Below are 23,396 nucleotides of genomic sequence, written 5' to 3' on the forward strand. Positions count from 1 at the left end.
ATTTGCTCTACGTTCGCCCGGACGTTCTGCGGCCTCGTGGCGAATCACCCTCTTATTTCTCATTTCCCCCCAATACCTCGATATATCGTCACGTCAGATGCTTCGAGAACGCGTCAGCAGCCAGATGAGGTAAATACCGCCGACAATGCCCGTCATGCGACCAATGGGAATGCTGATCTGCAGGGGCAGCGACTGGATGAGCACGTCCGTCGCCAGGAGCAGGCAACTGCCCATCAAGGCGGCACCGACCACCGGCACTCCGGAGGCGTGGCTCAACCGCCTGACCAGTTGAGGGGCAGCCAGCGCAATGAAGGCGATCGGCCCAGCCGCCCCGGTTGCCAGCGCTGCCAGCAGCACCGCCAGAAACACCATGAAAAGGCGCACGCGTTCGACCCGGATACCGAGCTGGCTGGCCATGTCGTCACCCATCTCGATCATGCTCAAGGCCCGACTGCCCAGAACCACTAGCGGCATCAGCAGCAATACCCCGGCCACTACCGGAATGGCATGAACCCAGGTTCGCGCATGCAGCGAGCCGGCGAGCCAGAGGTTCGCCGTGACCGCATTGTCCAGGTCGCCCTTCACCAGCATCAGGCCGTTCAAGGCACTCAGCACCGCGCCCACGCCGATGCCCGTCAGTACCAGGCGGTAGCTGCCGACCACGCCACCACGGCGCGCCAGCGCGTAGACGAGTACGGCCGTGAGAACGCCCCCGACCACCGCCGCCAGGGCGACCTCGAGTGCGCCCTGCCCGAACATCAGGATCTGGGCGAGCGCGCCCGTGGCTGCGCCCGTGGTGAAACCGATGATGTCCGGCGAACCCAGCGCGTTGCGCGAAATGGACTGGAACACTGCGCCGGAAACGCCCAGCGCGGCGCCGACGAACAGGGCCGTCAGCGTTCGGGGCAATCGAATGTCGAAGATGATGCGCTCACGCACACCGCCCTGGCCGAGAGCGAACAGGGCATCGCGCACGTCCGCCAGTGAGATGTCGAGCTGGCCAAGCGTCATGGCCACGGCGGCAAGCCCGAATACGACCAGGCCCAGAGCAACATTGACCAGGGCGACACGGCGCGGCACGACCCACGACAGGCCTCCCAGGCGCCACACATCGCGGCGGATATCCAAGGGAACTGGCACTGGGGAGGAGTCGGGTGCGTTCATAGCCTTGTCATCCGCCAGCGCTGCACGAGAAGCACGAAGAACGGCCCACCGATCAGCGCCACCATGATGCCGACCCCCACCTCCCCGGGACGCGCCACCAGGCGCCCCAGCAGGTCCGCCCCCACCACCAGGATGGCGGAAACCAGCATCGAGCACGGCAGTACCCAGCGATGGTCGGTGCCCACGATGGCACGCGCCACGTGGGGTGCGGTGAGCCCGACGAAACTGATCGGGCCAGCGGCCGCCGTGGCCCCGCCGCCCAGCAGCACGATGATGAGCGCCGAGCTCAGCCACACGAAGCGTGCACTGGTTCCCAGGGAACGACTCAAATCACCGCCGAGCGTCATGGTATCCAGCGCCTTCGCTACCCAAAACGAAGCCACGAGCCCCACCGCGATGAGCAACGATACCGGCAGCAGCACCTCATGGCCGCGCCCCTGCAGCGAGCCGACGAACCAGTGGCGGTACTGGTCGAATACCTGCTCGTCGCTGTTGACGGTGATGATCTGGGTCAACGCCAGGAGCACGACGGTCAACGCCGAACCGGCCAGCACCACACGCACCGGGTTCATGCCCCGACGAATTCCACCCAACGAATACACGGCAGCCCCGGCGATGGCTGCCCCCAGCAACCCGAACCACATGTAGGCGGTAACGCTGCTGATACCCAGGAAGGCGATGGCCGAAACGATGGCCAGCGTAGCACCGGCATTGACGCCCAGAATGCCGGGATCGGCGAGCGGATTCCGGGTCAGCGCCTGCATCATCACCCCGGCAACACCCAATGCCGCGCCGACCAGGACCGCCAATAGCGCTCGCGGCACCCGCAGGTGATACACCAGCAGGTGCTCGGTGCTGGTGGGGTCGAACCTTAGCAGGGCCTCCAGCGTTACCACCGCCGGGATCGGTCGGGTGCCCACGAACGTGCTGGCCACACATAGCGCGATCAATAGCAGCGTCCCCAATACCAGCCCCTGGAGTCGCCATTTCTGCTTTCGATTCCGCATGCCTCTGATATGACCCAGCGTGGACAAGCCAGCTTCCCGGTTCACTGGACACTCCGTCGTCGGTCGTCATCATGATTCGCTCCGAACCTCTCGACGATGCCGTCGATCACTTCCGTGGCGCTGAAGAAATCGATGCGAAACGAATTCGCGCCCAAGCCGTAGACCTGCCCCGCTTGCACCGACGGCAGGTTGGCAAGGATCGGATCGTCGAGAAACGCCGCCGCCCGTTCGTCGCCGGCGCTGAGCAGGAAAGTGGTCGGCGCCCTCATCTGGGTCAGGTACTCGTACTGCGCACGAACGAAATCCTGTGCCGAATTTGCATCGCTCTGCCACTCGCGTGCGGGCGACTCGATGGTGAAGCCAAGCGCCTGAAGCAACTGACCGTGGACGCCGTCGCTCAAGGCGATCGGATTGGGCGCCCCAGGCCCGTTGTAGCTGATGATGTTGGCCTCGCCTTCGGGCACGCTGATCTTGTATCGGCTTTGCGCCAGGTAGTCGTCGAATTCCGCCAGCTTGGCATCCACCTGATCTTCCAGGCCCGAGGCTTCGCCGAGCTGTCTGGCCAGCGACTGCCAGGTCTGCCCGCCATAGTCCAGCACGATGGTGGGCGCGATGGCCTGCAGAGAAGGCACCTGCGCCAGGGCGGAGTCGGCACCACTTGCCGATACGACGATCAGATCGGGCTCGACGGCATAGGCGGTTTCGAGGTCGACACTGCCGGCGGGCCACAGCCGCTGCACTCCCCGCTCCTGAGCTACGCCCTCCCACTGGTCGAAGAAGTGCCCGTTGGCCGATGTGGCGCTGGCCACCAGCGGCGCATCGATCGCCAGCAACGTGCCGGTGATCGTGACCGAGGTGGAGAGAATGCGGCGCGGCGGGCCGGGGATCGTGGTTTCACTGCCATCCACATTGGTAAAGGTTCGTGGCCAGTCGTCGACGGCGAGAGCGAGTGAGCTTGCCATCATCGCGACTCCCAGCAGCAGCCATCCGCCCCACAGGGCTTTGATCGTCACTCCGCGCATGCTTGCCTCGTGATTTTCACAGGTGTGCCACCGCAGTCGTCAATGCGCCAGGACTCAAGGCGCGCGCCAGGAACGCCGGTAACTCACGCCGATGCCGTGCGTACTCGTCGGACGCAACGATCGCAGGATCGGCATCGAGCATGAGTGACAGTGCCGAGCCATCGCTACGCCCGCGATAGGTAAGATCGAAACCGTCGCCGGGACCAGTGGCAATCACTTGCCGCTCCACCCGACACCCCCAGAACACCGGCGTATCGAAGGGCAAGACATTGATCAGTGGCGAGAAAAGAAAGCGGGTTCCCTTGGACAATCCGCGGTCAGCGGCGAACTGCTCGATTCTGTAGCGGCCATGACGCCGTTGTCGACGTAACACATTCGTCATTCGATTAAGGAAACTCCCCAAAGACTCCTCGCCCGGCGCGTCGACATACAACGGCAGGATATTGACCGTCAGAGAGGGAATATAGGCACTGACGCTGCCCCAGCGACTCATGAAAGGTAGCCAGACCGCCAGCGCGTCGCTTCCGTGCCCGGCAGGTTGGTGTTGCAGGAGATAGAGCCCGGTCAGCATGACCAGCAAATCCGGCCAGCCGATTCCGGTGTCGTTCGCCACCGCGTTCAGGCGGCGCTCCAGAGTCTCCGTCAGTGCCAGCTCTGCGTGCCGTTCCTCTGCCACATCGCTCTCTTCCCCCTTGTGCAGTACGGAGAGGTCATGGCTACTATCGAGGTAGTCGCGCCAAAAGCGCCGATCCTCGTCGAAGCGCTGGCTGCGCCGGTAGGCTTCTTCCTCGGCAAGATAGTGCGCGAACGGCTTCAGCGGCTTCCCGGGCTCACCACGACCAATCAGATGAGCGTACAGCTGCGCGCAGCGCCGCTCGAGCAATACCATGCCGTAGCCATCAAGGATGATGTGGTGCCCGCGGCTGTACCAGAGATGGCGCCGCTCGGACACGCGCAGTAGCCATTGCGCGGCAAGTGGCGACTGCAGGAGGTCACAGCGGGCCTCGACATCCGCACGCATCAGGCGCTGCGCTGCCTGTAATGGATCGGGCTCGCCGCGCAGATCGCGCAGCACCAGGTTCGGCGTCCATTCGGCAGCACAGCGCTGGAGCGGCTGCCTACCATCCGATGGCAAATGAAAACGCACCGAGAGAACGTCGGCTTCAGTGACCGTACGCGTAATCGACTCGATCAGCGCCGCCTGGTCGACCGCGCCTTCGATATCAATGCAGTGGGCCACCGTGGAAATGGATTGATCCGGCTGCAGCGAATATTCCTCCCAGAAGTCCAACTGCGCCAACGTGAGCGGCAGCCAGCTTCCGCTCGTATCGCATTGCCTTATCGGCTCCATGGGTCGCCTCCTTGCTCGTCGACAGACATGCCTTGCGTCGGCGATACCATCATGGCGCCGCCGGATGGATGCTGCATCAGCCGGACCACCTCCTCAGCCGTCCGACAACGCAGCAATTGATGCATGGATAAAGACGCGCCAAACTCCTCACCGAGCCGGAACGCGATCGTACGTAGATGCGACGGTCGCAATCCCATGGTCAGGAAGTCCGCCCCCACGTGCTCTCTCTCCTGGCCCGACTTGCCAAGAACCTGGCGATAGATGGACAGTACCCGCTCGCTTGCCGACGTGTTGACATCGGTAGAAGACACCTCATCGGCGGCTTCCAGAATGGATCTCGCCGCCTGGCGGTCAGGCTTGCCATTGGCCGACAGTGGCAAAGCCTCGACGCGAACGAAACGAGCAGGTACATGGGACTCCGGGAGCCGGCCGCGGGCGAACTCCCTCAATTCCCTCGCGCTGGGCGGCGTGTCGCCCACACAAACGTAGAGGGCCCCCAGGCTCGTTTCACCCGTGCGACCTTCCACATGATCGACAGCCAACAATTGCCGGATAGCGGGATGCCTGGAAAGCTCATTCTCGATGTCCGACAGCGACAGCCGCACACCGCGCACCTTCACGTAGCCATTGACCCGCCCAGCGAAGATCAGCGTGCCATCCTGGCGGTAGCGCCCCAGGTCGCCGGTCCTGAACGCCCTGACCGGCCGCCCCCGCTCGTCCACAAGCGTGCCGAAATCAGTCTGTCGAATCTCACCCTCGTCCAGGTAGCCGAGCGCCAGGTTGATCCCGCTGGTGTAGATCCTGCCCACGACCCCGACCGGGCAATGCCCCTGGGCGTCGTTGCAAACGTAATAGCGGTTACCCGGCAGCGGTCGGCCGTAGGGAATCACGTCGAGATCGTCGCGACCGATCTCGTGCCAGATGCTCCAGATCGTGGTTTCGGTTGGCCCTCCCAGCGAGAATAGCTGCGCGTCGGGGAGCAGCCCGCGCAGCTCATCGATAATGACGGGCTTGATGTAGTCTCCGCCCTGAGCGATCAGGCGCAGCGAGCGCAGCGAATCGTCTCGCCGGCAGGCCAGCAGCATTTCCAGAATCGCCGGTACCGAACACCAGAGGGTGACGCCATGCTCACGCACTAGGCGATTCAAGTGAATGGCATCCTTGTCTTCTTCGGCCGTGGGGAGCACCAGAGTTGCCCCAGCACTGAGCGAACCGAAGATGTCGAAGACGGCCATGTCGTGATGCAACGGCGTAGCCGAAAGCAAGACGTCGTCGGATACGATCCGCCAGGCTGTCTGCGTATGGGCGATCACGTTGGCAGTCGCCCGGTTCGTCAACACCACGCACTTCGGCTTGCCGGTCGTGCCGGAGGTGTAGAGGTAGTAGGCCGGTACCTCGCAGTCACTGCGTGCAACCAAGGCTTCGGTGGTGGGCCGGGGATCCGGTCGCGCCTCGAGCAGCCGAGCCGGCGTGACCACCCGTCGACCATCGATCGGCGATTGCGCCACGGTCAGCTCGGGATGACAGTTGTCCAGGAGATAACGCCGCCGCCGTAACGGTGCGCCAGCATCTACGGGCACCCAGATAGCCCCCATCAGGGCACAGGCCAGAACCAGCATCAGGTGCTCAGGGCTGCGTGGCAGACAGATCGCCACCACGCAGCCCTCTCCAATTCCATGCTGTCGCAACCCACCCATGACACGCTGCACGGCATCGCCGAGTTCGCCATAGCCAACACGTCGCTCGCCATGAATGAGCGCAGCCCGACCTTCGTCGCCGGAAAACAGGCGCTCGGCAAGATGCGCCAGGAATGGCCATGGAGGATCTGCGCTCTCATTTTCGCCATCGCTGCGATGAAGCGACACGGCGTCCAGGCAATCGCCCGCCTCCAGGATCAGCTCGCCTCGCCGGATGACGGCCCCGATGGCCCGCTCGATTGCGCTCAACAGATCGCGTATCAACTCGCCAGCCAATGCCTTCTCCGCGTAGTCGATGCCCAGTTGCAAATTGCCCTGTGCATCTGCCAGCAGGCGAATGTCCATTGCCATCTGCGGCGTCTGAGTCAGACCGCCGTGCCAACGAACCGGGGCATCCGGCGCCAGCGTCGGCCAATCCAGGCCATGGGTGACGACCACCGGCAGGGCTACGCCCCCTCCGTTACGCTTCAGCAGCTGTCGATTGATATCGATCCCGGAAAAGGCAAGGTGGTCGAGCCCCTGGAGCACGTCCGCCTGGATCCGGCGGGCACGCTCGAGCAGCGTGCCGCGCTTGGCATCGTAATGCAGAGCGATAAAGGTCGAGTCGTTCCTTATCGACGCGGGGTGTCCGGGCAAGGCAACCGGCATTCCGATGCAGAGCTCGGCATCGCACGTCCAGCGCGACAACACCTCGAGAATCAATGCCGTGAGCAGGCTATTGCGAAACAGTGAATGCGATGCACCCAGGCGGGCCAGGCGCGCCAGTTCGCTGCGTGGCAGATACCGGCCCTGACGGCGATAGCGCGATACACCGAGGCTTTCCAGTGGCCGCTTCCAAGGCAATTGCGGCGGACCGCAGACGTCCTGCAACGCCATGGCCCAATAGCGGGCCGCCTCGCCTCGATCCCGTACCGACATGACCGAAAGAGAAGCTGCCGTGCCCTTGCTGGCGATGGGCGAATCTTGACCATCGAAGAGAGCGGCCATCAGCTTGGCAATGGAACGGCCGTCAACGATCAGAGCATCGAAACGTACGAACAGCACGCTCTCGTCCCGATCCACTGTCTCCGTCGCTGGCAGGAGGAAAAGCCGCATGTGCCAAGGAGGGTACGTCGGATCGAAGAGCTGGTGCGTGTAGTCGTCACGCATGGCGTCGATGCGCTCCCATGCGGCGATCCAGGTCTCCCCTCGCAGGTCCACCTCATCCAGATTGAGCATCGGCTCCTCGCTGACCCGATACGTCAGAGCCCGGGTATCGATCCGCGTACGCAAGGCAGCGTGCCGGCGCACCAGCGATGCCAGCCGCCGACGCAGGACATGGGGGTCAATGCGGCCTCGATATTCGCGAAACTCTTGCATGGCGACCCCCCCAAGCGGCAGCTTTTCGCTCCTGCCCAAGAGGTAAGCCTGCTGCAGAGAGGTCAAGGGAAGCTCCTTGCCTTGCCTCCGCCTATTCGACCCAGCAGAAGTACTGCGACCAAAGGCGATCGCCTGCCCTATATGCTCAGGCGCTCGAGCAAGCTCACGCACACGTGCTACATAGGTGTTGAACGTCGTCCTTACCCAGGATTCGGGAATGGCATCCAGCCGCACGTCCCAGTTGATTAGCAAGCCACCGTCGACGGGAGCGACCTGAGCATCCAAGGCCACCATGGGGCCCTGCGACACGACCCATTCCATCTTGCCGAAGAGGCGCGTCACCCTCGGGCTAAAGAGTTCTCCGCCCGGCATGCCCAGGCCGGAGGTGAAGACCACGGGCGAGATCTGCATGCCACCGTGGTGACGTGACATATCGCGCATGACACCAACCCCGCTATAGGCGGAGTGCGACAAGAGTTGGGCCATGTCATCAGCCAAACGCTTGCCGAGTTCGCCCAGCGACATGCCTGGCGTCAGCACCACGCCCAGCAGAAGCAAATTGGAAAAATCGCCGATCAGCCGTTCGACGCCTTCACCAAGGGGATGGCGGTAGAACATTGGAACATTCAGGCGAAACCGATCGACGTCAAGCGCGGCACCCAACACATCGGCGAAGAGCGCCAGCAGTAGCGTTGTTGGAGTCAGCCCTTTCCGACGCGCTGCCATCTCAAGCGCCTTTCGCTCTCGTGCTTCCAGCAGCACCGCAAGCGACTCGCTGCGCACTGCGCCACCGCCATTCCACGGCAGAGGCGGCGGCGGGGGAATCCGCGCCATGCGTTCACGCCACCAGCGACGGCTCTGCTCACGTTGGCGCGCGAGCCCACGATCTCGACGCAGGCGAGCCAAGTAATCGAAGTAGGTCAAGCACGGCCCTGCATCCCGCCCGCTTGGCGCCTCGTAGAGTCGGGCCAGATCATCCATCAATACGGGAAAGCTCGAGGGGTCGGCCGCGATCATGTCGACATCGACATGCAGGCGGGCACGAGTATCAGGAAGCAGACTCACGCTCAGTTCGGCAGCATGCCCGCGGTCCAGCGGCAGCCGCTGATGAGTCTTGTCGTGGCGCTTTTCCGTCAGCCGCTTCGCCAGGTCGCCCGGCAGTAGATGGCGCATGTCGTCTACCGCCAGCGCATATGCCGTGCCCGGCTCCATCACCTGCGGGCTTCCCTCTTCGGTCAGCTGCAAGCGCAGCATCGGGTGCATGCCAAAAAGCCGCTCGACAGCAAGGCTCAGGCGCTCGACGTCCAGTGCTGCTTGGGTACCGAATTCCGCATAGAGATGAGCCGCTACGCCACCCAAGGCATCCCGGATTTTCCGCCCCATCCAGTAGGCGGCCTGCACCTCCGTCAGCTGCGTCATCGCCATTTCCTCTTGACAACTTGCATTTAATATACTCACTTAAATACTATAGTCAACCATTCTCATTATCATTCTCATTAGGGGAAAGCCATGGGAAGCTCCAATGCCAGGGAAATGCAGGAGATTGAGTCGGTAGAGGGATTTACCGCAGGTGGCCGGCGACTGCTCTTCACCTCCGCCAATCGGGAGCTGAGAGCATCGGCCCTCTCGAAGCCGCTCACGCTTCCCCCGCACGGCGGCCATCTGCCGGACAGTCTTTTTCAGCAGGCGATACAGAACGCACTCGAGGAAGCTCGCCGAGCGGGACAGGTCAACCCCATCGTCATGGGGGCCATCCCCTTCGATCCGCATGCTCCTTCTTGCCTCTACGTGCCTCAGCACTATGCTTGGCAGGCGCGCTCCGAGGCCCCCAGCCCGACGGCATTGCAGTACGCGCCACCCAAGCTGGTGGAACAGCGCAGCTTCCCCGACGAGGGTGGCTTCAAGCGGGCGGTCGAGCAGGCCATCGTCAATTTCGGCTTCGGTGAGCTTCGCAAGGCAGTGCTATCGGTGGTCCACGAGCTGCGGTTCGCCGCCCCGCTGGATGTCGAACGGCTACTTGACGGGTTAGCCGCACAGAATCCCATTGGCTATCGCTTTCGTATTCCTGTGGAAGATGGCAGTGAGCTGATCGGAGCCAGCCCGGAGCTACTGCTTTGCAAGCAAGCCGAACGGGTGGTATCGAATCCCCTGGCCGGCACGGCAAAACGCCAGCCCGTCCCCGAAAGTGACCGCGAAGCCGGCGAACGCCTGATGAGGTCGACCAAGGATCTCTACGAACACCGACTGGTGATCGACGAGGTAGTGCGCGTCCTGCGGCCGTACTGCACCGAACTCGTCGTTCCTGAACACCCTGCCCTGCTGGCCACTCCCACGCTCTGGCACCTTTCCACGCGGATCGAGGGACAGTTGCGCGAACCGACTACCACAGCACTGCAGCTCGCCTGCCAACTGCATCCGACACCGGCCGTGTGCGGCTACCCCACTCAGGACGCACGCCATCTGATCCAACTCATCGAGCCCTTCGAACGAGGCCTGTTCACCGGCATGGTCGGCTGGAGCGACATGCAAGGAAATGGTGAGTGGGTGGTAACGATCCGTTGCGGCAACGTCAAGCGGGATGTCATCCGTCTGTTTGCCGGCGCCGGTATCGTCGCCGCGTCACACCCTGAGGCCGAGTGGGAGGAAGTCCAGGCCAAGCTGGGCACCATGCGCCAGGCGTGCGGACTCTCGGTAGATGAGGGAGTCTCCAACGCCACCTCAGGAGTGACGTCATGAAGCTGGAACACAATCCCTGGCCCACCGAGCTGGCCCAGCACTATCGCGACAAGGGCTACTGGCGTGATGAGCCCTTGACCCGCGGTCTCGACTGGCAGCGTCGTCATCGTCCGGATGCAATCGGCCTGATTTGCGGCAACCGCCAGTTCCGCTATGCGGATATCGATGGCCTTTCCAGCAATCTGGCGGCACGCCTGAGCGCGAACGGACTGGGACACGGCGATACGGCTCTGGTGCAGCTACCTAACGTGGCCGAGTTCTACTTGGTCTTCCTGGCCCTACTCAAGATCGGCGTTGCCCCAGTCAACGCACTATTCAGCCACCGCAAGCTGGAGTTGAGCGGCTATGCCCAGCAGCTTCAGCCACGGCTGTTGATCGCAGCCCGACGTCACGAGCTATTCGCCAGCGAAGATTTCATCGCCGAACTCACAGGGATCTCACCGCACCTGTCACAGGTTCTGCTGCTGGACGAGACTGCCCCCGAGCGTAGCCTGGCGCACTGGCTCGAGACACCTCCGCTCGGCGCCGTGCCGATCTACTTCCCCACACCGGCCGACCAGGTCGCCTTCTTCCAGCTATCGGGAGGCAGCACCGGTGTGCCCAAACTGATCCCACGCACCCATAACGACTACGACTACAGCGTACGCGCCAGCGCCGATATCTGCGGGCTGGGGCCGCACACTCGCTTCCTGTGCGCCCTGCCGGCACCGCACAACTTCGTCTTGAGTTCGCCCGGAGCACTGGGCGTCTTCCATGCGGGTGGCTGCGTGGTGATGGCGCCGAGCCCAGAGCCGCAGACCTGCTTCCAGATCATCGAGCGCCGCGGCGTGACCATGGCCGCTCTGGTGCCACCGGCAGTGATGCTCTGGCTGCAGGTCGCCGAGCGGACACCGGGTGCTCCACTACGCTCGCTGGAGGTGTTGCAGGTAGGAGGTGCCTGCTTTGCCGAATCGCTGGCCAGGCGCGTACCGGCCACCTTGGGATGCACCCTGCAGCAGGTTTTCGGCATGGCCGAGGGGCTTGTGAACTACACACGGCTGGACGACGACCCGGAACGGGTCTTCACCACCCAGGGCCGCCCGATCAGCCCGGACGACGAGATCAGGATCGTCGATGACCAGAGGCGCGAGGTAGCAGATGGCGAAACCGGTATGTTGGCCACGCGCGGCCCCTACACTTTCCGCGGCTACTACCGCAGCCCCGAGCATAATGCCCGGGTGTTCGACGCACAGGGATTCTACTACTCCGGTGATTTGGTCCAACGCACCCCCGAGGGCTATCTGCGGGTGGTGGGGCGGGTCAAGGACCAGATCAATCGCGGTGGCGAGAAGATCGCTGCCGAGGAGATCGAAAGCCTGTTGCTGCGCCATCCGGCGGTCACCCATGCCGCCTTGGTGGCCATGGACGATGCCTTGATGGGCGAGAAGAGCTGCGCCTTCCTGGTCACCAATACAACCGACCTGCGCCCCGCCACTCTACGCCGGCACCTGCTCGACCTGGGCGTGGCTGCCTACAAGGTGCCCGACCGCTTCCGTTTCATCGATGCCATGCCGCTGACCGCCGTCGGCAAGATCGACAAGCGCCGGCTGCGTAACGAACTGGCGTTACGTTCTGCGCCAGCCGCCAATCCAAGCGAGGTGACTTCATGAGCATCCCCTCCCTGCCCGACTACCCCATGCCAGTACACGGCACCCTACCGGACAACCGGGTTGACTGGCAGCTCGACCCCACCAGAGCCGCCCTGTTGATTCACGACATGCAACGTTATTTCCTGAGTTTCTACGGCGAGGAGAACACGCTCGTGCGTCAGCTCGTCGATAATCTTGCAAGCCTGCGCCGCTGGTGCAAGGCGCAGGGCATACCGGTGATCTACACCGCTCAGCCCCACAAGCAGCAGGCATCATCACGCGGCCTGCTCAATGACATATGGGGCCCTGGGCTCACGGACGCCGATCCGCAATTGCAACCGATCATCGAGGCGCTGGCGCCAGACGACGACGACACCGTGCTGGTCAAATGGCGCTATAGCGCCTTCCAGCGTTCCGAGCTGGCCGCACTGCTTGGCGATCTGGGGCGTGATCAGCTACTGATCGGCGGCGTCTACACGCATATCGGCTGTTTGGCCACGGCGCTCGATGCTTTCATGCGTGATATCCAAGTCTTCCTAGTGGCCGACGCCACGGCGGACTTCTCCTCGGCCGACCACGAAATGGCACTGCGCTTCGTGGCGAATCGCTGCGGTTGCGTCGTCGACACGACCAGTCTGATGGGAACCGCTTCGGACCTGACCCGTGAGTGGCTCGAATCGCGCGTGCGGCAGTCGATCGATGACGACGTCCAACTGGACCCGACCGAAAATCTGATTTTTTACGGTCTCGATTCGATCCAAGTCATGACACTGGCCGCCGAACTCAAAGCACACGGTGTACACCTGAGTTTCGAAGAACTGGTGAGCACACCGACGCTGGAGGCCTGGTGGTCGCTCGTCGAGCAGCAGGTTACCAAGGCAGCGGTGCAATGAGCGCGTCTGCGGCGACCTACAATGATCTGGTCGGCAAGCGGGTGCTGGTGGCAGGTGCCGCTAGCGGTATCGGCCGCTGCGTGGCCGAGCGTTTCCTGACCCAGGGCGCGGAGGTGATCGGCTTCGACCGAGACGCGGATGTCGCGGATACGCCCTTCCGCCTGTGGACGGTTGATCTCACCAAGCACGAGCAGGTGGCTGAGGCATGCGCCCGCCTGCAGGCCGAAGCGCCACGTCTCGACGTGCTGGTCAATGCCGTGGGCATTCTACGCCTGGGCCAGACGGATTCGCTGACGCTGGAAGACTGGCACGCCTGCCTGGACGTCAATGTCACTGGCGCCTTTTACCTGCTGCGCCAATGGATCTCTCAGTTCCAACGTCAACGTCATGGCGCGGTGATCCATGTCTCCTCCAACGCGGCCCACGTCCCACGAGTGGGCATGGCGGCCTATTGCGCCTCCAAGGCCGCACTGGCAAGCCTCAGCCACTGCGTAGGACTGGAACTGGCGGCTTACGGTGTGCGCTGCAACCTCGTCTCGCCAGGCTCAACCGATACGCCGATGCTACGCAGCATGTGCCCGAGTTCGGCCGAGCGCCAGCGCCTCCTGGAGGGGTTGGCCGAGCAATACAAACTGGGCATTCCCCTGGGCAAGCTGGCCACGCCGGACGACATCGCCGACGCCGTTCTCTTCCTGGCCTCGGCGCAAGCCGGACACATCACGCTACGAGACCTAGTGATCGATGGCGGCGCCACGCTCAGCGCCTGAGGTGTACGCCACCGGTGCGTTGCCTGAAGGCTTCGTACCGGTGGCGTGCCGCTTCGTGGCAACTCGCTTCACAAGGAGACGGGAACATTCTGCTGACGATGCATTCAGCGATATCCCGCTGCCATCCGCCCTCGAGCGTGCCACATGGCGGCGCCAAGTGGAGTTCCTGGCCGGGCGGCACTGCGCCCGAGAGGCGCTGTTCGCCCTCACGGGTCGGTCCGAATGCCCGGCGGTGGGAGTCGAGAGAGATCCCATATGGCCCACGCACGTAGTCGGCGCCATCAGCCACTGCCGAGGCCAGGCCGCTGCCCTGGTGGGTCCGCAGGAGTGCTACCGCGGGCTCGGCCTCGATCTCGAACGGCCATTCAGCGCCTCGCAGAGCGAGGATCTTGCCCCCCTCGTGCTCACGCCGAGCGAGCGCGAACGTGGTTGCGACAAGGCACGTCCGTTCTTCGTCACCCTGAGTTTTTCTGCCAAGGAGAGCCTGTTCAAGGCGCTCTTCCCGCTGGTTCGTCGCCGCTTCGACTTCACCGCGGCTGAACTCGTCGAGTGGGACCTGCGCGGAAGCGCCGTGCTGCGACTACGCATCGACCTGGGTGGCGAATGGCGGCCCGGGACGAGATTTCATTTACGCCACTGTCGCTTCAAAGGTCTCTTGTTGACCCGGGTCGCGATCCCTTCATCGCGAGTTCTGCAACAGTCGCGCAACGCTTTACACGAGCCCGGACAAACGATCAGCCATACCGAACGCACGCATAGAAAGGGGTATCACCATGACTGAGTCGACGATCCCGTCACCATCAGAAGAAAGCGCGCAACACCGTTGCGATTCCAGTCGTGCTTCGAGCGCCTGGTCCATCATGCGCCCCGTAGGGAGCCAGATCGGTTATGCCATGGGGCTGTCCGTTGCCTCGGCCTTGCTGGGGCTGCTCTGCATGGGACTGCTGGCCCTGACGGTCAAGGCGCTGCTCGAGCAGCCTGGCACGTGGCCATGGGAACTCATGGTGGGTGTGCTGGCCTGCACCGTGGCGACGTATATGATGCGCCTGGGCGCCTTCAACCAGGCACACTATGCCGCCTTCCGCCTGGAGCGCATTCTGAGAATGCGGCTGAGCGACCGGCTGGCCCGGGTCTCCATGGGTTACGTGCAGGCACAGGGCGCGGGTGCTCTGACCAAGGTCATTCACGACGACGTGAGATCGCTCCACGTCTTCGTCGCTGACAGCACGCCGCTCTACGCACGCGCCTACATAACACCCATCGCCACCTTCTGCGTGCTCGTGTGGCTGGACTGGCGCCTCGCCCTGGGCGCCTTGGGGGTACTGGTGCTGGGCTTCGGCATTCTCAGCCTGGCGCTACGCCGGCGTGGCGAAATGGTCCGGCTATATAACGACGCACGTGAACGGGTCAGTTCGGCCATCGTCGAATTCGTCCAGGCCATGCCCGTGGTCAGGACGTTCGATACGGGACATTCGACATTTGGACGCTATCAGCAAGCATTGGCGGCGTATCTGGCCGTTCTGACACGCTGGTATCGGGAGTCCGGCTTTGCCGCCCGGTTTTCCTGGGTGGTACTCAGCCCCATGCCGACACTACTCGTCGTGCTCTGGCTGGGCAGTTGGCTGACGTGGCATGGAGACCTGGACCCCGTGCGCTGGCTGGCGGTGTTGCTGCTGTGCACCGGGATGGCCGAAGCGGTCATGCCGATGATGATGCTCAGGCACATGGTCGACAAGGTCAAACTCAGCATTGCACGCATCCAGGACGTCATGGCGGCTCCCTATCCTCCCGTCCCGAGCCGCGAAACCGAGCAGTTGCCACGCGAAGCCAGCGTGCGCTTCGAGGACGTGAGCTTTCGCTACACTCCCGCTGACGACGAGGCGCTCAGCCGCGTCAGCTTCGATGTGGCGCCCGGCACGATCACCGCACTGGTCGGGCCATCCGGGGCAGGCAAGAGCACCGTGGCCAAGCTGATCCTGAGGTTCTGGGACGTTTCCAGCGGACGCATCCTCGTGGGGGGCGTCAATGTCCGCCACATGACCTCCGATACATTGATGCAACAGGTCGCTTTCGTCTTCCAGGACACTTTCCTGTTTTCCGACAGTGTCGCTGACAACATTCGCCTGGGTACACCTGACGCCGACATGGACAGCCTGATCGCGGCGGCAAAAGCTGCCCAGGCCCACGACTTCATCATGGCCTTGCCAGACGGTTATGACACCCGGGTCGGCGAGCGCGGCGTGTTTCTCTCGGGCGGGCAAAGACAGCGCATCACCATCGCCCGCGCCATTCTGCAGAATCGACCAATCCTCGTTCTCGATGAAGCCACGGCTTTCGCCGATCCCGAAAACGAAGCGGCACTGGTCGATGCATTGTCCCGGCTGATGCGGGACAAGACGGTGATCATGGTGGCTCACCGCTTGGCCACTATCCGGGATGCCGACCAGATTCTCGTCTTCGACCGAGGCCATCTCGTCGAGGGCGGAAAGCACGATGCCCTGGTGAAGCAGGATGGCACCTATGCACGCCTCTGGCAGAACTACGAAACGGCTCAGAACTGGTCTCTGGGGCAGACGAGCCGGCACACCATCATCACACAGGAAGCATGAGCATGAGCCACGGTTCTGCCACCTCTCGCAGACGGCCCCCGACCCCTTGGCTGACCACCTATCGCCAGCTGTTGGTCAGCGTCGGCCCGGATGCCCCGAGCCTGCGCCGAAGCCTCATCGGGCTGTTGCTAGCCGCTGCAGCACAGGGCTTTGCACTGGCCTGCATCGTTCCCTTGCTCTCCGCTCTGCTATCCAGGCGTGATTTCGCGGAAGCCCTGTACTGGCTGGTCGCCTGCAGCGCCCTGGTGGTGGCAAGTCTCGTTCTGCGCTGGCGCGCCCAGAGTTTCGATTTCGATGGGCGAATGGCCGCCTCTACCCATCGCCTGCGGATCCAGTTGGGCGAGCAGCTGCGGCGCATGCCCCTGGAAACCCTGCAGAGTCGACGAACCGGCGAGCTGAACTCCATGGTGCTGAACAACGTCGACGAGAACCTTGCCCATACGCTGACCATTATCAACCTGATCTTCATTGCCCTGGTGACGCCGCTGTGCACCGCATTGGCCCTGCTCGCCGTGGATTGGCGAATGGCACTGGCCTTGCTGCTCATCTTCCCGGCTATCGTTCCGCTGTACCGCTGGCGACGCCCTGCGCTGGGTCGTGGCAAGCGCATCCTCGGCGAAGCCCATCAGCAGGCCAATGCCGACGTACTCGAATATACCCAGGGGCTTCCGGTGTTGCGAGCGGCCTGCCAGGCGGGTGCGAAGGCCGAACGCCTGACTTCGACTTTCGTTCATTTGGAAACCATCCAGGCAATTGGCCATCGCAAGGGCGCCAAGCCCAATATCCTGGTCGCCACCGTGGTCGAGGTCGGCCTGCTGATCATGCTGGGGCTGGGTGTCGTATGGGTACTGGACGGTTCGCTGGACCTGGCCGTACTCGCTGCGCTCTTCGTGATCGTCGCTCGCCTCTCCGAACCCCTCTCGACCTTCATTCTCTACACGGCCATCCTGGAATTGATCGAGTCGGCCCTGGAACGTATCGGTGCATTGCTGGCGATCTCCCCTCTGGCGCAGCGCCAGCCAGAGGAGCAGCCGACGTCGTACGACATCCATTTCGACGACGTGAGCTTTCAATATGCGCAGGGGAACGTGCCTGCCGTACGAGAGTTCAGCGCGCACCTTCCGCCCCGGAGTCTGACGGCGCTCGTCGGTCCGTCCGGCTCGGGCAAGACCACCTTGACCAGGCTGCTGTTGCGCCAGGCGGATCCTCAGTCCGGTAGCATTCGAATCGGCGGAGTGGACATACGCCACATTCCGACAGCCCGTCTCCACGACCTGATCTCGGTCGTCTTCCAGGATGTCTATCTATTCGACGATACGGTGATGGCCAACATCAGGATGGGCAGGCCCGACGCCAGCGACGCAGAGGTACGGCGCGCCGCCCAGGCGGCACAGTGCCTGGGGTTCATCGAACGGCTGCCACAGGGCTGGCAGACGCGCATCGGCGACATTGGTGGATGCCTGTCCGGTGGAGAGAAACAGCGCCTTTCCATCGCACGCGCCCTGTTGAAGGACGCCCCCATCGTCATTCTGGACGAACCCACCGCCGCACTCGACAGTGAAAGCGAAGTCGCGGTACAGCGAGCTATCGACACCCTGGTCAGCGACAAGACAGTGGTCGTCATCGCCCACCGCCTCTCGACCATCGTGGGAGCCGACCAGATTCTGGTGCTCGAGGATGGGCACCTGGCGGAAAACGGGCGCCATGCCGAGCTGATGGAAACGGAGGGTCGCTATCAACGGATGTGGCGTGCACAGCAGAGAGTGAAGTGCTGGCATGTGGCCGCGGTTCGTTCGAACGACGATGAGCCCCAGCCACGGGGAGTGGCCTGAACCAGTATGAATGCACCGGCGATGGATACCGAAGGCAACCTGGGCCCGTCAGAACTCACGCCCCTCTTCGATGGCTTCCTCGTCATGCGACCGGCTATCGGCTGGTTTCTGGCCTGCGGGTGTCCGATGGTGGAGCCGCGCGGGCATCGGATCCGCTTCTGCCGCCTGGTCGTCGACCCGGAAGGTGGCGATCACCTCGGCCAGGAGCTTGGCTTGTTCCTCGAGTGAAGTGGCGGCGGCACTGGTCTGCTGGACCAGAGAGGCGTTCTGCTGGGTCACCGAGTCCATTTCGGTCAGTGCGGTGTTGATCTGCTCGATGCCGCTGTTCTGTTCCCGCGTGGCGGTGGAGATCTCGCCCATCAGGGTGGTGACCTGGCGTATCGATTCGACGGTATCGTTGATCGTCTGGCCACTGCGCTCGGCTTGCTCGGCACCGCTGGTGATTCGTGTCGTGGTTTCCTCGATCAGGACGCGAATCTCCTTGGCCGACTCCGCACTGCGGCTGGCCAGAGAGCGAACCTCACTGGCCACCACGGCGAAGCCACGACCCTGCTCCCCTGCCCGGGCCGCCTCGACCGAGGCATTGAGTGCCAGGATGTTGGTCTGGAAGGCGATGGAGTCGATCACGCCGATGATGTCATTGATGCGGCGCGCACTCTCGGCGATCTCTCGCATCAGTTGTACGGTCCGCTCGACCTCCTGCCCACCTGCCTCGGCGGTTTGGGAAGCCGAGGCGGAAAGCCGGTCGGCTTCGACGGACGTTTCGGTATTCTTGCTGACGGTGGCGGCCATCTGCTCCATGCTGGAAGCGGTCTGCTGCAAGGCAGAGGCCTGCTGCTCGGTGCGCGAGGACAGGTCCTGGCTGCCCGAGGCGATCTCGCCGGCGCCGATGAAGACATGGTCGCTACTGCTGCGCAGCGAGACCACCAGCGTCTTGAGCTGCTCCTGCATTTGCCCAAGCGCACTGAAGAGCTGGCCGATCTCGTTCCTGCCGCGATCCTCGATGCGTGCGGTAAGATCGCCAGCGGCGATGCGCTCGAAATGCTCGATCGCCTCTCGCAGCGGGGCCACCACCACGCGCATCATCGCGAAACGCATGAGGATCGCCGCCCCGAGTGCCAGCACCAGCAGGCCAATGGCAATCATCATCACGCTCTGGTCCAGCCTTTCGACACGGGCGATGGCGGCCTCGCCACGCTGCTCGCTGTAGGCGATAAAGGATTCCATGGCGGCATCCATCTCCGCCCCCAGCTCGGCCAGGTGGTCCTGCCTACGCTGCACCAGGAACGGCGCGGCATCCAGCAAGGGCACCAGACCTTCCGTGACAAGCGCTTCGTAAGCCACCGAAAGGGCCTCGACATAGGGAGCACGGGAGTCCTCAGGCTCGATCGGTATCTGCTGGAACTCGGCAAAGCGCTGTTGCGCCTCCTCGATGGCCGCTACCGCCATCTGCTGGTTTTCACGCCCTCTCTCGGAATCTCCCTGGACACTGTGACTGGCAAAGCGATCCAGAAACGTCTGCGCCCGCAACACATTCACCTGGGTACGGTTGGCCAGGTTGGAGAGCTTGACGTTGGTTTCCGCGAGTTCATGCAAGGCCGCTTCGCTGGTGGCATTCGAGTAGAAGCCCAGCCCACTGATCAAACCGATCATCAGCACCAGCGCCGCCAGAGCCGCCGTCAGGCTCCACTTGATAGATAAGTGTTTCATCGAACCGCCCCCATGCGATAAAAGTTTCCTGCAATATCAGCTTGCTTCTATTTCATCGGCACGAAGGTCAAGTTATTGAGAAAAAAATGTAAAATTACAACTTATTGACAGTGGAAAGTCGCGAAACCACCTGATAGAAACCGCGGGCGCTGAGTGGCCCGCGGTGGGAGTTCAGTATTTGGGCGATCCTATCGGGATCTCATGGCCCGTCGGGAATTTCCGCCTCGACAAGTTTCGCCAGCAGCATCAGCGACTCCTGCCAGCCCAGGTAGCAGGCTTCGGCCGGGATGACGTCAGGCACTCCTTCCTGGGTGATATGTACTTCCGTGCCACAAGAAACCTCCTTGAAGGCGACGGTCGCCTGCATCTCACCGGCCAGACCGGGATCGTCGAAGGTGTCGGTGTAGGAAATGCGCTCGTTGGGCACCAGCTCCCGGTATTGTCCGCCGAAGGAGTGGCTGCTGCCCGTGCTGAAGTTGATAAACGACATCTTGTATTCACCGCCAACGCGGGCATCCATGTGGTGTATCTTGCCCGTGAAGCCGTTCGGCGGGAGCCATTTCACCATGGCGTCCGGATCGAGGAAGGCGCGATAGACCCGCTCGGGGGGAGCCTGCAAGACACGGTGGAGTCGAATGGTGCTGGGCATGTTCACATCTCCTTTCATGACGAGTGTCGGGAATGGCTTCATGTCGTCGAACGAGGAGGCTCGGCTTCGACAGCGCCCCTCCCCTCCCAATACGGCATCGGCTAGAATGGAAGGTTTTCCGCAGCAGAGATCCATCATGCAAGCCTCTCTCGAGCAACGCGCGCTCAAGCTCTCCATCGTCATGACCCTGATCGTCTCGAGCCTGGGGGTCACCTTCGGCTTGCTGTCGGGTTCCCAGTCGATTCTGTTCGACGGCGTCTTTTCCACCATCGATGCGGCCATGTCCGCTCTGGCATTGCTGGTGGCACGCCTGGCCATTCGGGAAGCCAGCCAGCGTTTCCAGCACGGCTACTGGCACCTGGAACCACTGGTGGCGGCGCTCAATGGCAGCATCCTGATATTGCTCTGCTTCTACGCCTTTCTGAATGCCATACAGGGGCTGATGGAGGGTGGCAACGTTCTCGACTTCGACGTGGCCATTGGCTATGCCGTGGTGGTCTCCATCGTCTGCTTCTCGATGACGTTCTATCAGAAGCGCATCAATCGTCGGGCCGGGTCGGAGTTCGTGCGCATCGACATGCATAGCTGGTTGATGGCGGGCCTGATCACCGCAGCGCTGTTGGTGGCCTTCATCATCGCGCTATTGATGGAAGGCACGGCCGTGGCCCACTGGACCCCTTACGTGGACTCGCTGTTGCTGGCCGTGCTCACGGTCTGTTTGATACCGGTGCCCATCGGGATCGTCCGCCGCGCCATGAAGGAGATCTTCCTGATTGCGCCCAGCGACATCGACCGGGAAGTGCACGTCGCCATGGAGCCGGTCATGCAGCGCGAGGGGCTGCTGCAATACTTCAGCCATGTGGCCAAGGCGGGACGCGGCCACTATATCGAAATCCATATCGTCACCGCGCCCGATTTCGCCGCCGGCCAGGGCATCTCGGTACTCGACGAGATTCGTGAACAGATCGCCGGGGAACTGAGCGTTCCCGCCGAGCGGCGCTGGTTCACCGTGGCCTTCACCGCCGATCCCCGCTGGGCCTGAAGGTGGCAAAGCCAGTCAGTCTGAACGATGCTCAGGCTGCAGTACGCTCGAGGAGAAACGAGAGACTTATGGAAGAGAGCAGCGAACCGCACAATCTCGAAGAGATGATCCAGGCCATCGAGGACATTGAAACCCCTTCCAGCCGGATCCGCTTCGATGAGGTCCTGGAGGTCATCGGCCGCCGCTCGTTCGGCCCACTGCTGTTGCTGGCCGGCCTGATCACGCTCATGCCCGTCATCAGCGGCATTCCCGGGGTTCCCGTGATCATGGCGCTTCTCACCTTTCTGGTCAGCATCCAGCTGCTCCTGGGGCGGAAGACGTTCTGGCTGCCGGCCTGGGTACGCAACCGCACCCTGCCCAGTGGCAAGGTGCACAAGGGCTTGTCCTGGATGCGTACCCCTGCCCGTTGGGTCGACCGCCTGCTTCGCCATCGCTTCGGCTTCATGACCGGCAGGAGGGGCATGCAAGTGACCGCCGTGGCCTGCGTGCTGATCACCCTTTCCATGCCGCCCATGGAGTTCGTTCCCTTCTCGGCCAATATCGCAGGAGCGGCACTTACCCTTTTCGGGCTGGCCATCATGGCTCGCGACGGCCTTCTGACGATGCTGGCTCTCCTGTTGACCGCCGTCACACTGTGGGTGGTCTTCTCCAATCTCCTGTAGAGGACAGCACTCGATGATCACGCTCTCGTACATCCAACAGGCCCATGCCACGATTGCCGACACGCTGTCGCCTACACCGCTGATTCTCGATCACGCCCTGTCGGAGCGACTCGGTCGTCGAATCTGGTTGAAGGGAGAGCTCTTCCAGCGAACCGGCTCGTTCAAGGCCAGAGGCGGTCTGCACTGGGTTCGTACCGCGTCCAGCACGGAGCTGGCCGGGGGGCTGGGCGCCGTCTCGGCCGGCAATCACGCCCTGGGCCTGGCCTGGGCGGCACGCATGGCGAACGTGCCGGTTACCATCGTGATGCCCGAGAATGCCAGTCGGTTCAAGGTGGAAGGAAGCCGAGAGCTGGGTGCCGAGGTGATACTGCGCGGCGACATCAACGAAGCATGGGAGCTGATGCACCAACTGGTCGAGGAGCGCGGCCTGACGCTGGTCCACCCCTACGACAACGAACGCATCATCGCCGGCCAGGGCACCGTCGGCCTGGAAACCCTGGAACAGGCGCCTGATGCTTCGGCCATTCTCTGCCCCGTGGGCGGCGGCGGGCTGATTTCGGGTATCGGCATCGTCACGGCGGCGTTACGCCCCGAGCTCGCGCTGATCGGCATCGAGCCAAGCGGCGCGGCCAGCATGGCTCATGCCTGGGCGAACGGCGCGCCAACCCCGCTGGACCGCGTGGATACCTGTGCCAAGAGCCTGGCTGCCGCCATCGTCGGCGAGCTTACCTATCCGCAGTGTCGCGCCCATACCAGTGCGCTGGTCGCCGTCAGCGACCAGGCGATCCACCAAGCCATGCGACACCTGCTGTTCCAGTCCAAGCTGATGGCCGAACCCGGCGCTGCCGTTGGCATCGCCGCCCTGCTGGAGGATGCCGTGCCGCTGCCCCCTGACGGCGACGTGGTGGTCGTGATCACCGGCGGCAACATGAGCCGCGAAGAGCTGGGCGATTTTCTCTAGGCTCTTCAATGTGGTTCTTCGCTACATCATGTGGATTTGGCCTGCTCCGGTCACTGTCCGCTCGCGACCGCGGGGTCGCCCGGGCAGGTGATCATCGCCACACGGTGGCCTCTGCCGAGGCGCCTGCGGCGCCAGTCGCGATGCGAAGCAGCGCTCCAACAAGGTAGAAAAACAGCTGTTGGAGCCAGCGTTAGCTCGCGACCGCGGGGTCGCCCGGGCAGGTGATCGTCGCCACACGGCGGCCTCCGCCGAGGCGCCTGCGGCGCCAGTCGCGATGCGAAGCAGCGCTCCAACAAGGTAGAAAAAC

The 23,396-nt window shown here is 63.1% G+C and carries 17 protein-coding genes; 10 read left to right on the forward strand and 7 right to left on the reverse strand.

All coding sequences use genetic code 11. From position 1 onward, the window contains the following. Positions 1-93: 93 nt before the first annotated feature. The 5 genes from C1H69_RS16945 to C1H69_RS16965 are packed head-to-tail and all read right to left on the reverse strand — an operon-like array spanning position 94 to position 9,019. Positions 94-1,164, reverse strand: coding sequence for a FecCD family ABC transporter permease (locus C1H69_RS16945; protein WP_102654560.1), 1,071 nt, complete (start codon positions 1,162-1,164; stop codon positions 94-96). Further along, positions 1,161-2,171, reverse strand: a complete 1,011-nt coding sequence (locus C1H69_RS16950) for a FecCD family ABC transporter permease (RefSeq protein WP_102654579.1) — start codon at positions 2,169-2,171, stop codon at positions 1,161-1,163. The genes C1H69_RS16945 and C1H69_RS16950 overlap by 4 nt, the downstream gene beginning before the upstream one ends. A gap of 41 nt (positions 2,172-2,212) precedes the next feature. Beyond that, a complete protein-coding gene (gene fepB, locus C1H69_RS16955; protein WP_102654561.1) occupies positions 2,213-3,193 on the reverse strand; it encodes a Fe2+-enterobactin ABC transporter substrate-binding protein in 981 nt (326 codons plus the stop codon). Between the two features lie 16 nt (positions 3,194-3,209). Continuing rightward, entirely contained in the window at positions 3,210-4,544 is a 1,335-nt protein-coding gene (locus C1H69_RS16960) for a condensation domain-containing protein (protein WP_102654562.1), read from the reverse strand. Continuing rightward, the gene (locus tag C1H69_RS16965; RefSeq protein ID WP_205738526.1) at positions 4,532-9,019 is read right to left on the reverse strand and encodes an amino acid adenylation domain-containing protein; all 4,488 of its coding nucleotides are present in this window, start codon (positions 9,017-9,019) and stop codon (positions 4,532-4,534) included. The genes C1H69_RS16960 and C1H69_RS16965 overlap by 13 nt, the downstream gene beginning before the upstream one ends. Positions 9,020-9,109: 90 nt before the next feature. On the opposite strand from C1H69_RS16965, the gene C1H69_RS16970 reads away from it, so the two are divergent. The 7 genes from C1H69_RS16970 (at position 9,110) to C1H69_RS17000 (ending at position 18,065) form a co-directional block, all read left to right on the forward strand. Next, the gene (locus tag C1H69_RS16970) at positions 9,110-10,336 is read left to right on the forward strand and encodes an isochorismate synthase (RefSeq protein WP_205738527.1); all 1,227 of its coding nucleotides are present in this window, start codon (positions 9,110-9,112) and stop codon (positions 10,334-10,336) included. Then, entirely contained in the window at positions 10,333-11,985 is a 1,653-nt protein-coding gene (locus C1H69_RS16975) for a (2,3-dihydroxybenzoyl)adenylate synthase (protein ID WP_102654563.1), read from the forward strand. The genes C1H69_RS16970 and C1H69_RS16975 overlap by 4 nt, the downstream gene beginning before the upstream one ends. Further along, positions 11,982-12,857: an isochorismatase family protein gene (locus tag C1H69_RS16980; RefSeq protein ID WP_102654564.1), complete on the forward strand. Its 876-nt coding sequence runs from the start codon at positions 11,982-11,984 to the stop codon at positions 12,855-12,857. Before C1H69_RS16975 ends, C1H69_RS16980 begins: the two co-directional genes overlap by 4 nt. Next, on the forward strand, positions 12,854-13,624 hold the full coding sequence (gene dhbA / locus C1H69_RS16985) for a 2,3-dihydro-2,3-dihydroxybenzoate dehydrogenase (protein WP_102654565.1): 771 nt from the start codon (positions 12,854-12,856) through the stop codon (positions 13,622-13,624). The genes C1H69_RS16980 and dhbA overlap by 4 nt, the downstream gene beginning before the upstream one ends. Beyond that, positions 13,599-14,405: a 4'-phosphopantetheinyl transferase family protein gene (locus C1H69_RS16990; protein ID WP_102654566.1), complete on the forward strand. Its 807-nt coding sequence runs from the start codon at positions 13,599-13,601 to the stop codon at positions 14,403-14,405. The genes dhbA and C1H69_RS16990 overlap by 26 nt, the downstream gene beginning before the upstream one ends. Positions 14,406-14,484: 79 nt before the next feature. After that, entirely contained in the window at positions 14,485-16,233 is a 1,749-nt protein-coding gene (locus C1H69_RS16995; RefSeq protein ID WP_102654567.1) for an ABC transporter ATP-binding protein, read from the forward strand. Between the two features lie 2 nt (positions 16,234-16,235). Next, a complete protein-coding gene (locus C1H69_RS17000; RefSeq protein ID WP_102654568.1) occupies positions 16,236-18,065 on the forward strand; it encodes an ABC transporter ATP-binding protein in 1,830 nt (609 codons plus the stop codon). A 48-nt stretch (positions 18,066-18,113) separates the two neighbouring features. Here C1H69_RS17000 and C1H69_RS17005 read toward each other — a convergent pair whose 3' ends face one another. Both C1H69_RS17005 and C1H69_RS17010 read right to left on the reverse strand, forming a co-directional pair. After that, entirely contained in the window at positions 18,114-19,775 is a 1,662-nt protein-coding gene (locus C1H69_RS17005) for a methyl-accepting chemotaxis protein (protein WP_102654569.1), read from the reverse strand. A gap of 199 nt (positions 19,776-19,974) precedes the next feature. After that, positions 19,975-20,424: an SRPBCC family protein gene (locus C1H69_RS17010; protein WP_102654570.1), complete on the reverse strand. Its 450-nt coding sequence runs from the start codon at positions 20,422-20,424 to the stop codon at positions 19,975-19,977. 136 nt (positions 20,425-20,560) lie between these two features. Between C1H69_RS17010 and C1H69_RS17015 the strand changes: the two genes are divergently transcribed. The 3 genes from C1H69_RS17015 (at position 20,561) to C1H69_RS17025 (ending at position 23,089) form a co-directional block, all read left to right on the forward strand. Further along, positions 20,561-21,466, forward strand: coding sequence for a cation diffusion facilitator family transporter (locus C1H69_RS17015; protein ID WP_102654571.1), 906 nt, complete (start codon positions 20,561-20,563; stop codon positions 21,464-21,466). 68 nt (positions 21,467-21,534) lie between these two features. Beyond that, a complete protein-coding gene (locus tag C1H69_RS17020; protein ID WP_102654572.1) occupies positions 21,535-22,128 on the forward strand; it encodes an exopolysaccharide biosynthesis protein in 594 nt (197 codons plus the stop codon). A 13-nt stretch (positions 22,129-22,141) separates the two neighbouring features. Then, positions 22,142-23,089: a threonine ammonia-lyase gene (locus tag C1H69_RS17025; RefSeq protein WP_102654573.1), complete on the forward strand. Its 948-nt coding sequence runs from the start codon at positions 22,142-22,144 to the stop codon at positions 23,087-23,089. The last annotated feature ends 307 nt before the right edge of the window (positions 23,090-23,396 follow it).

It is taken from the genome of Billgrantia endophytica (assembly GCF_002879615.1).
In the GTDB taxonomy this organism is placed as follows: Bacteria; Pseudomonadota; Gammaproteobacteria; order Pseudomonadales; family Halomonadaceae; genus Halomonas; species Halomonas endophytica.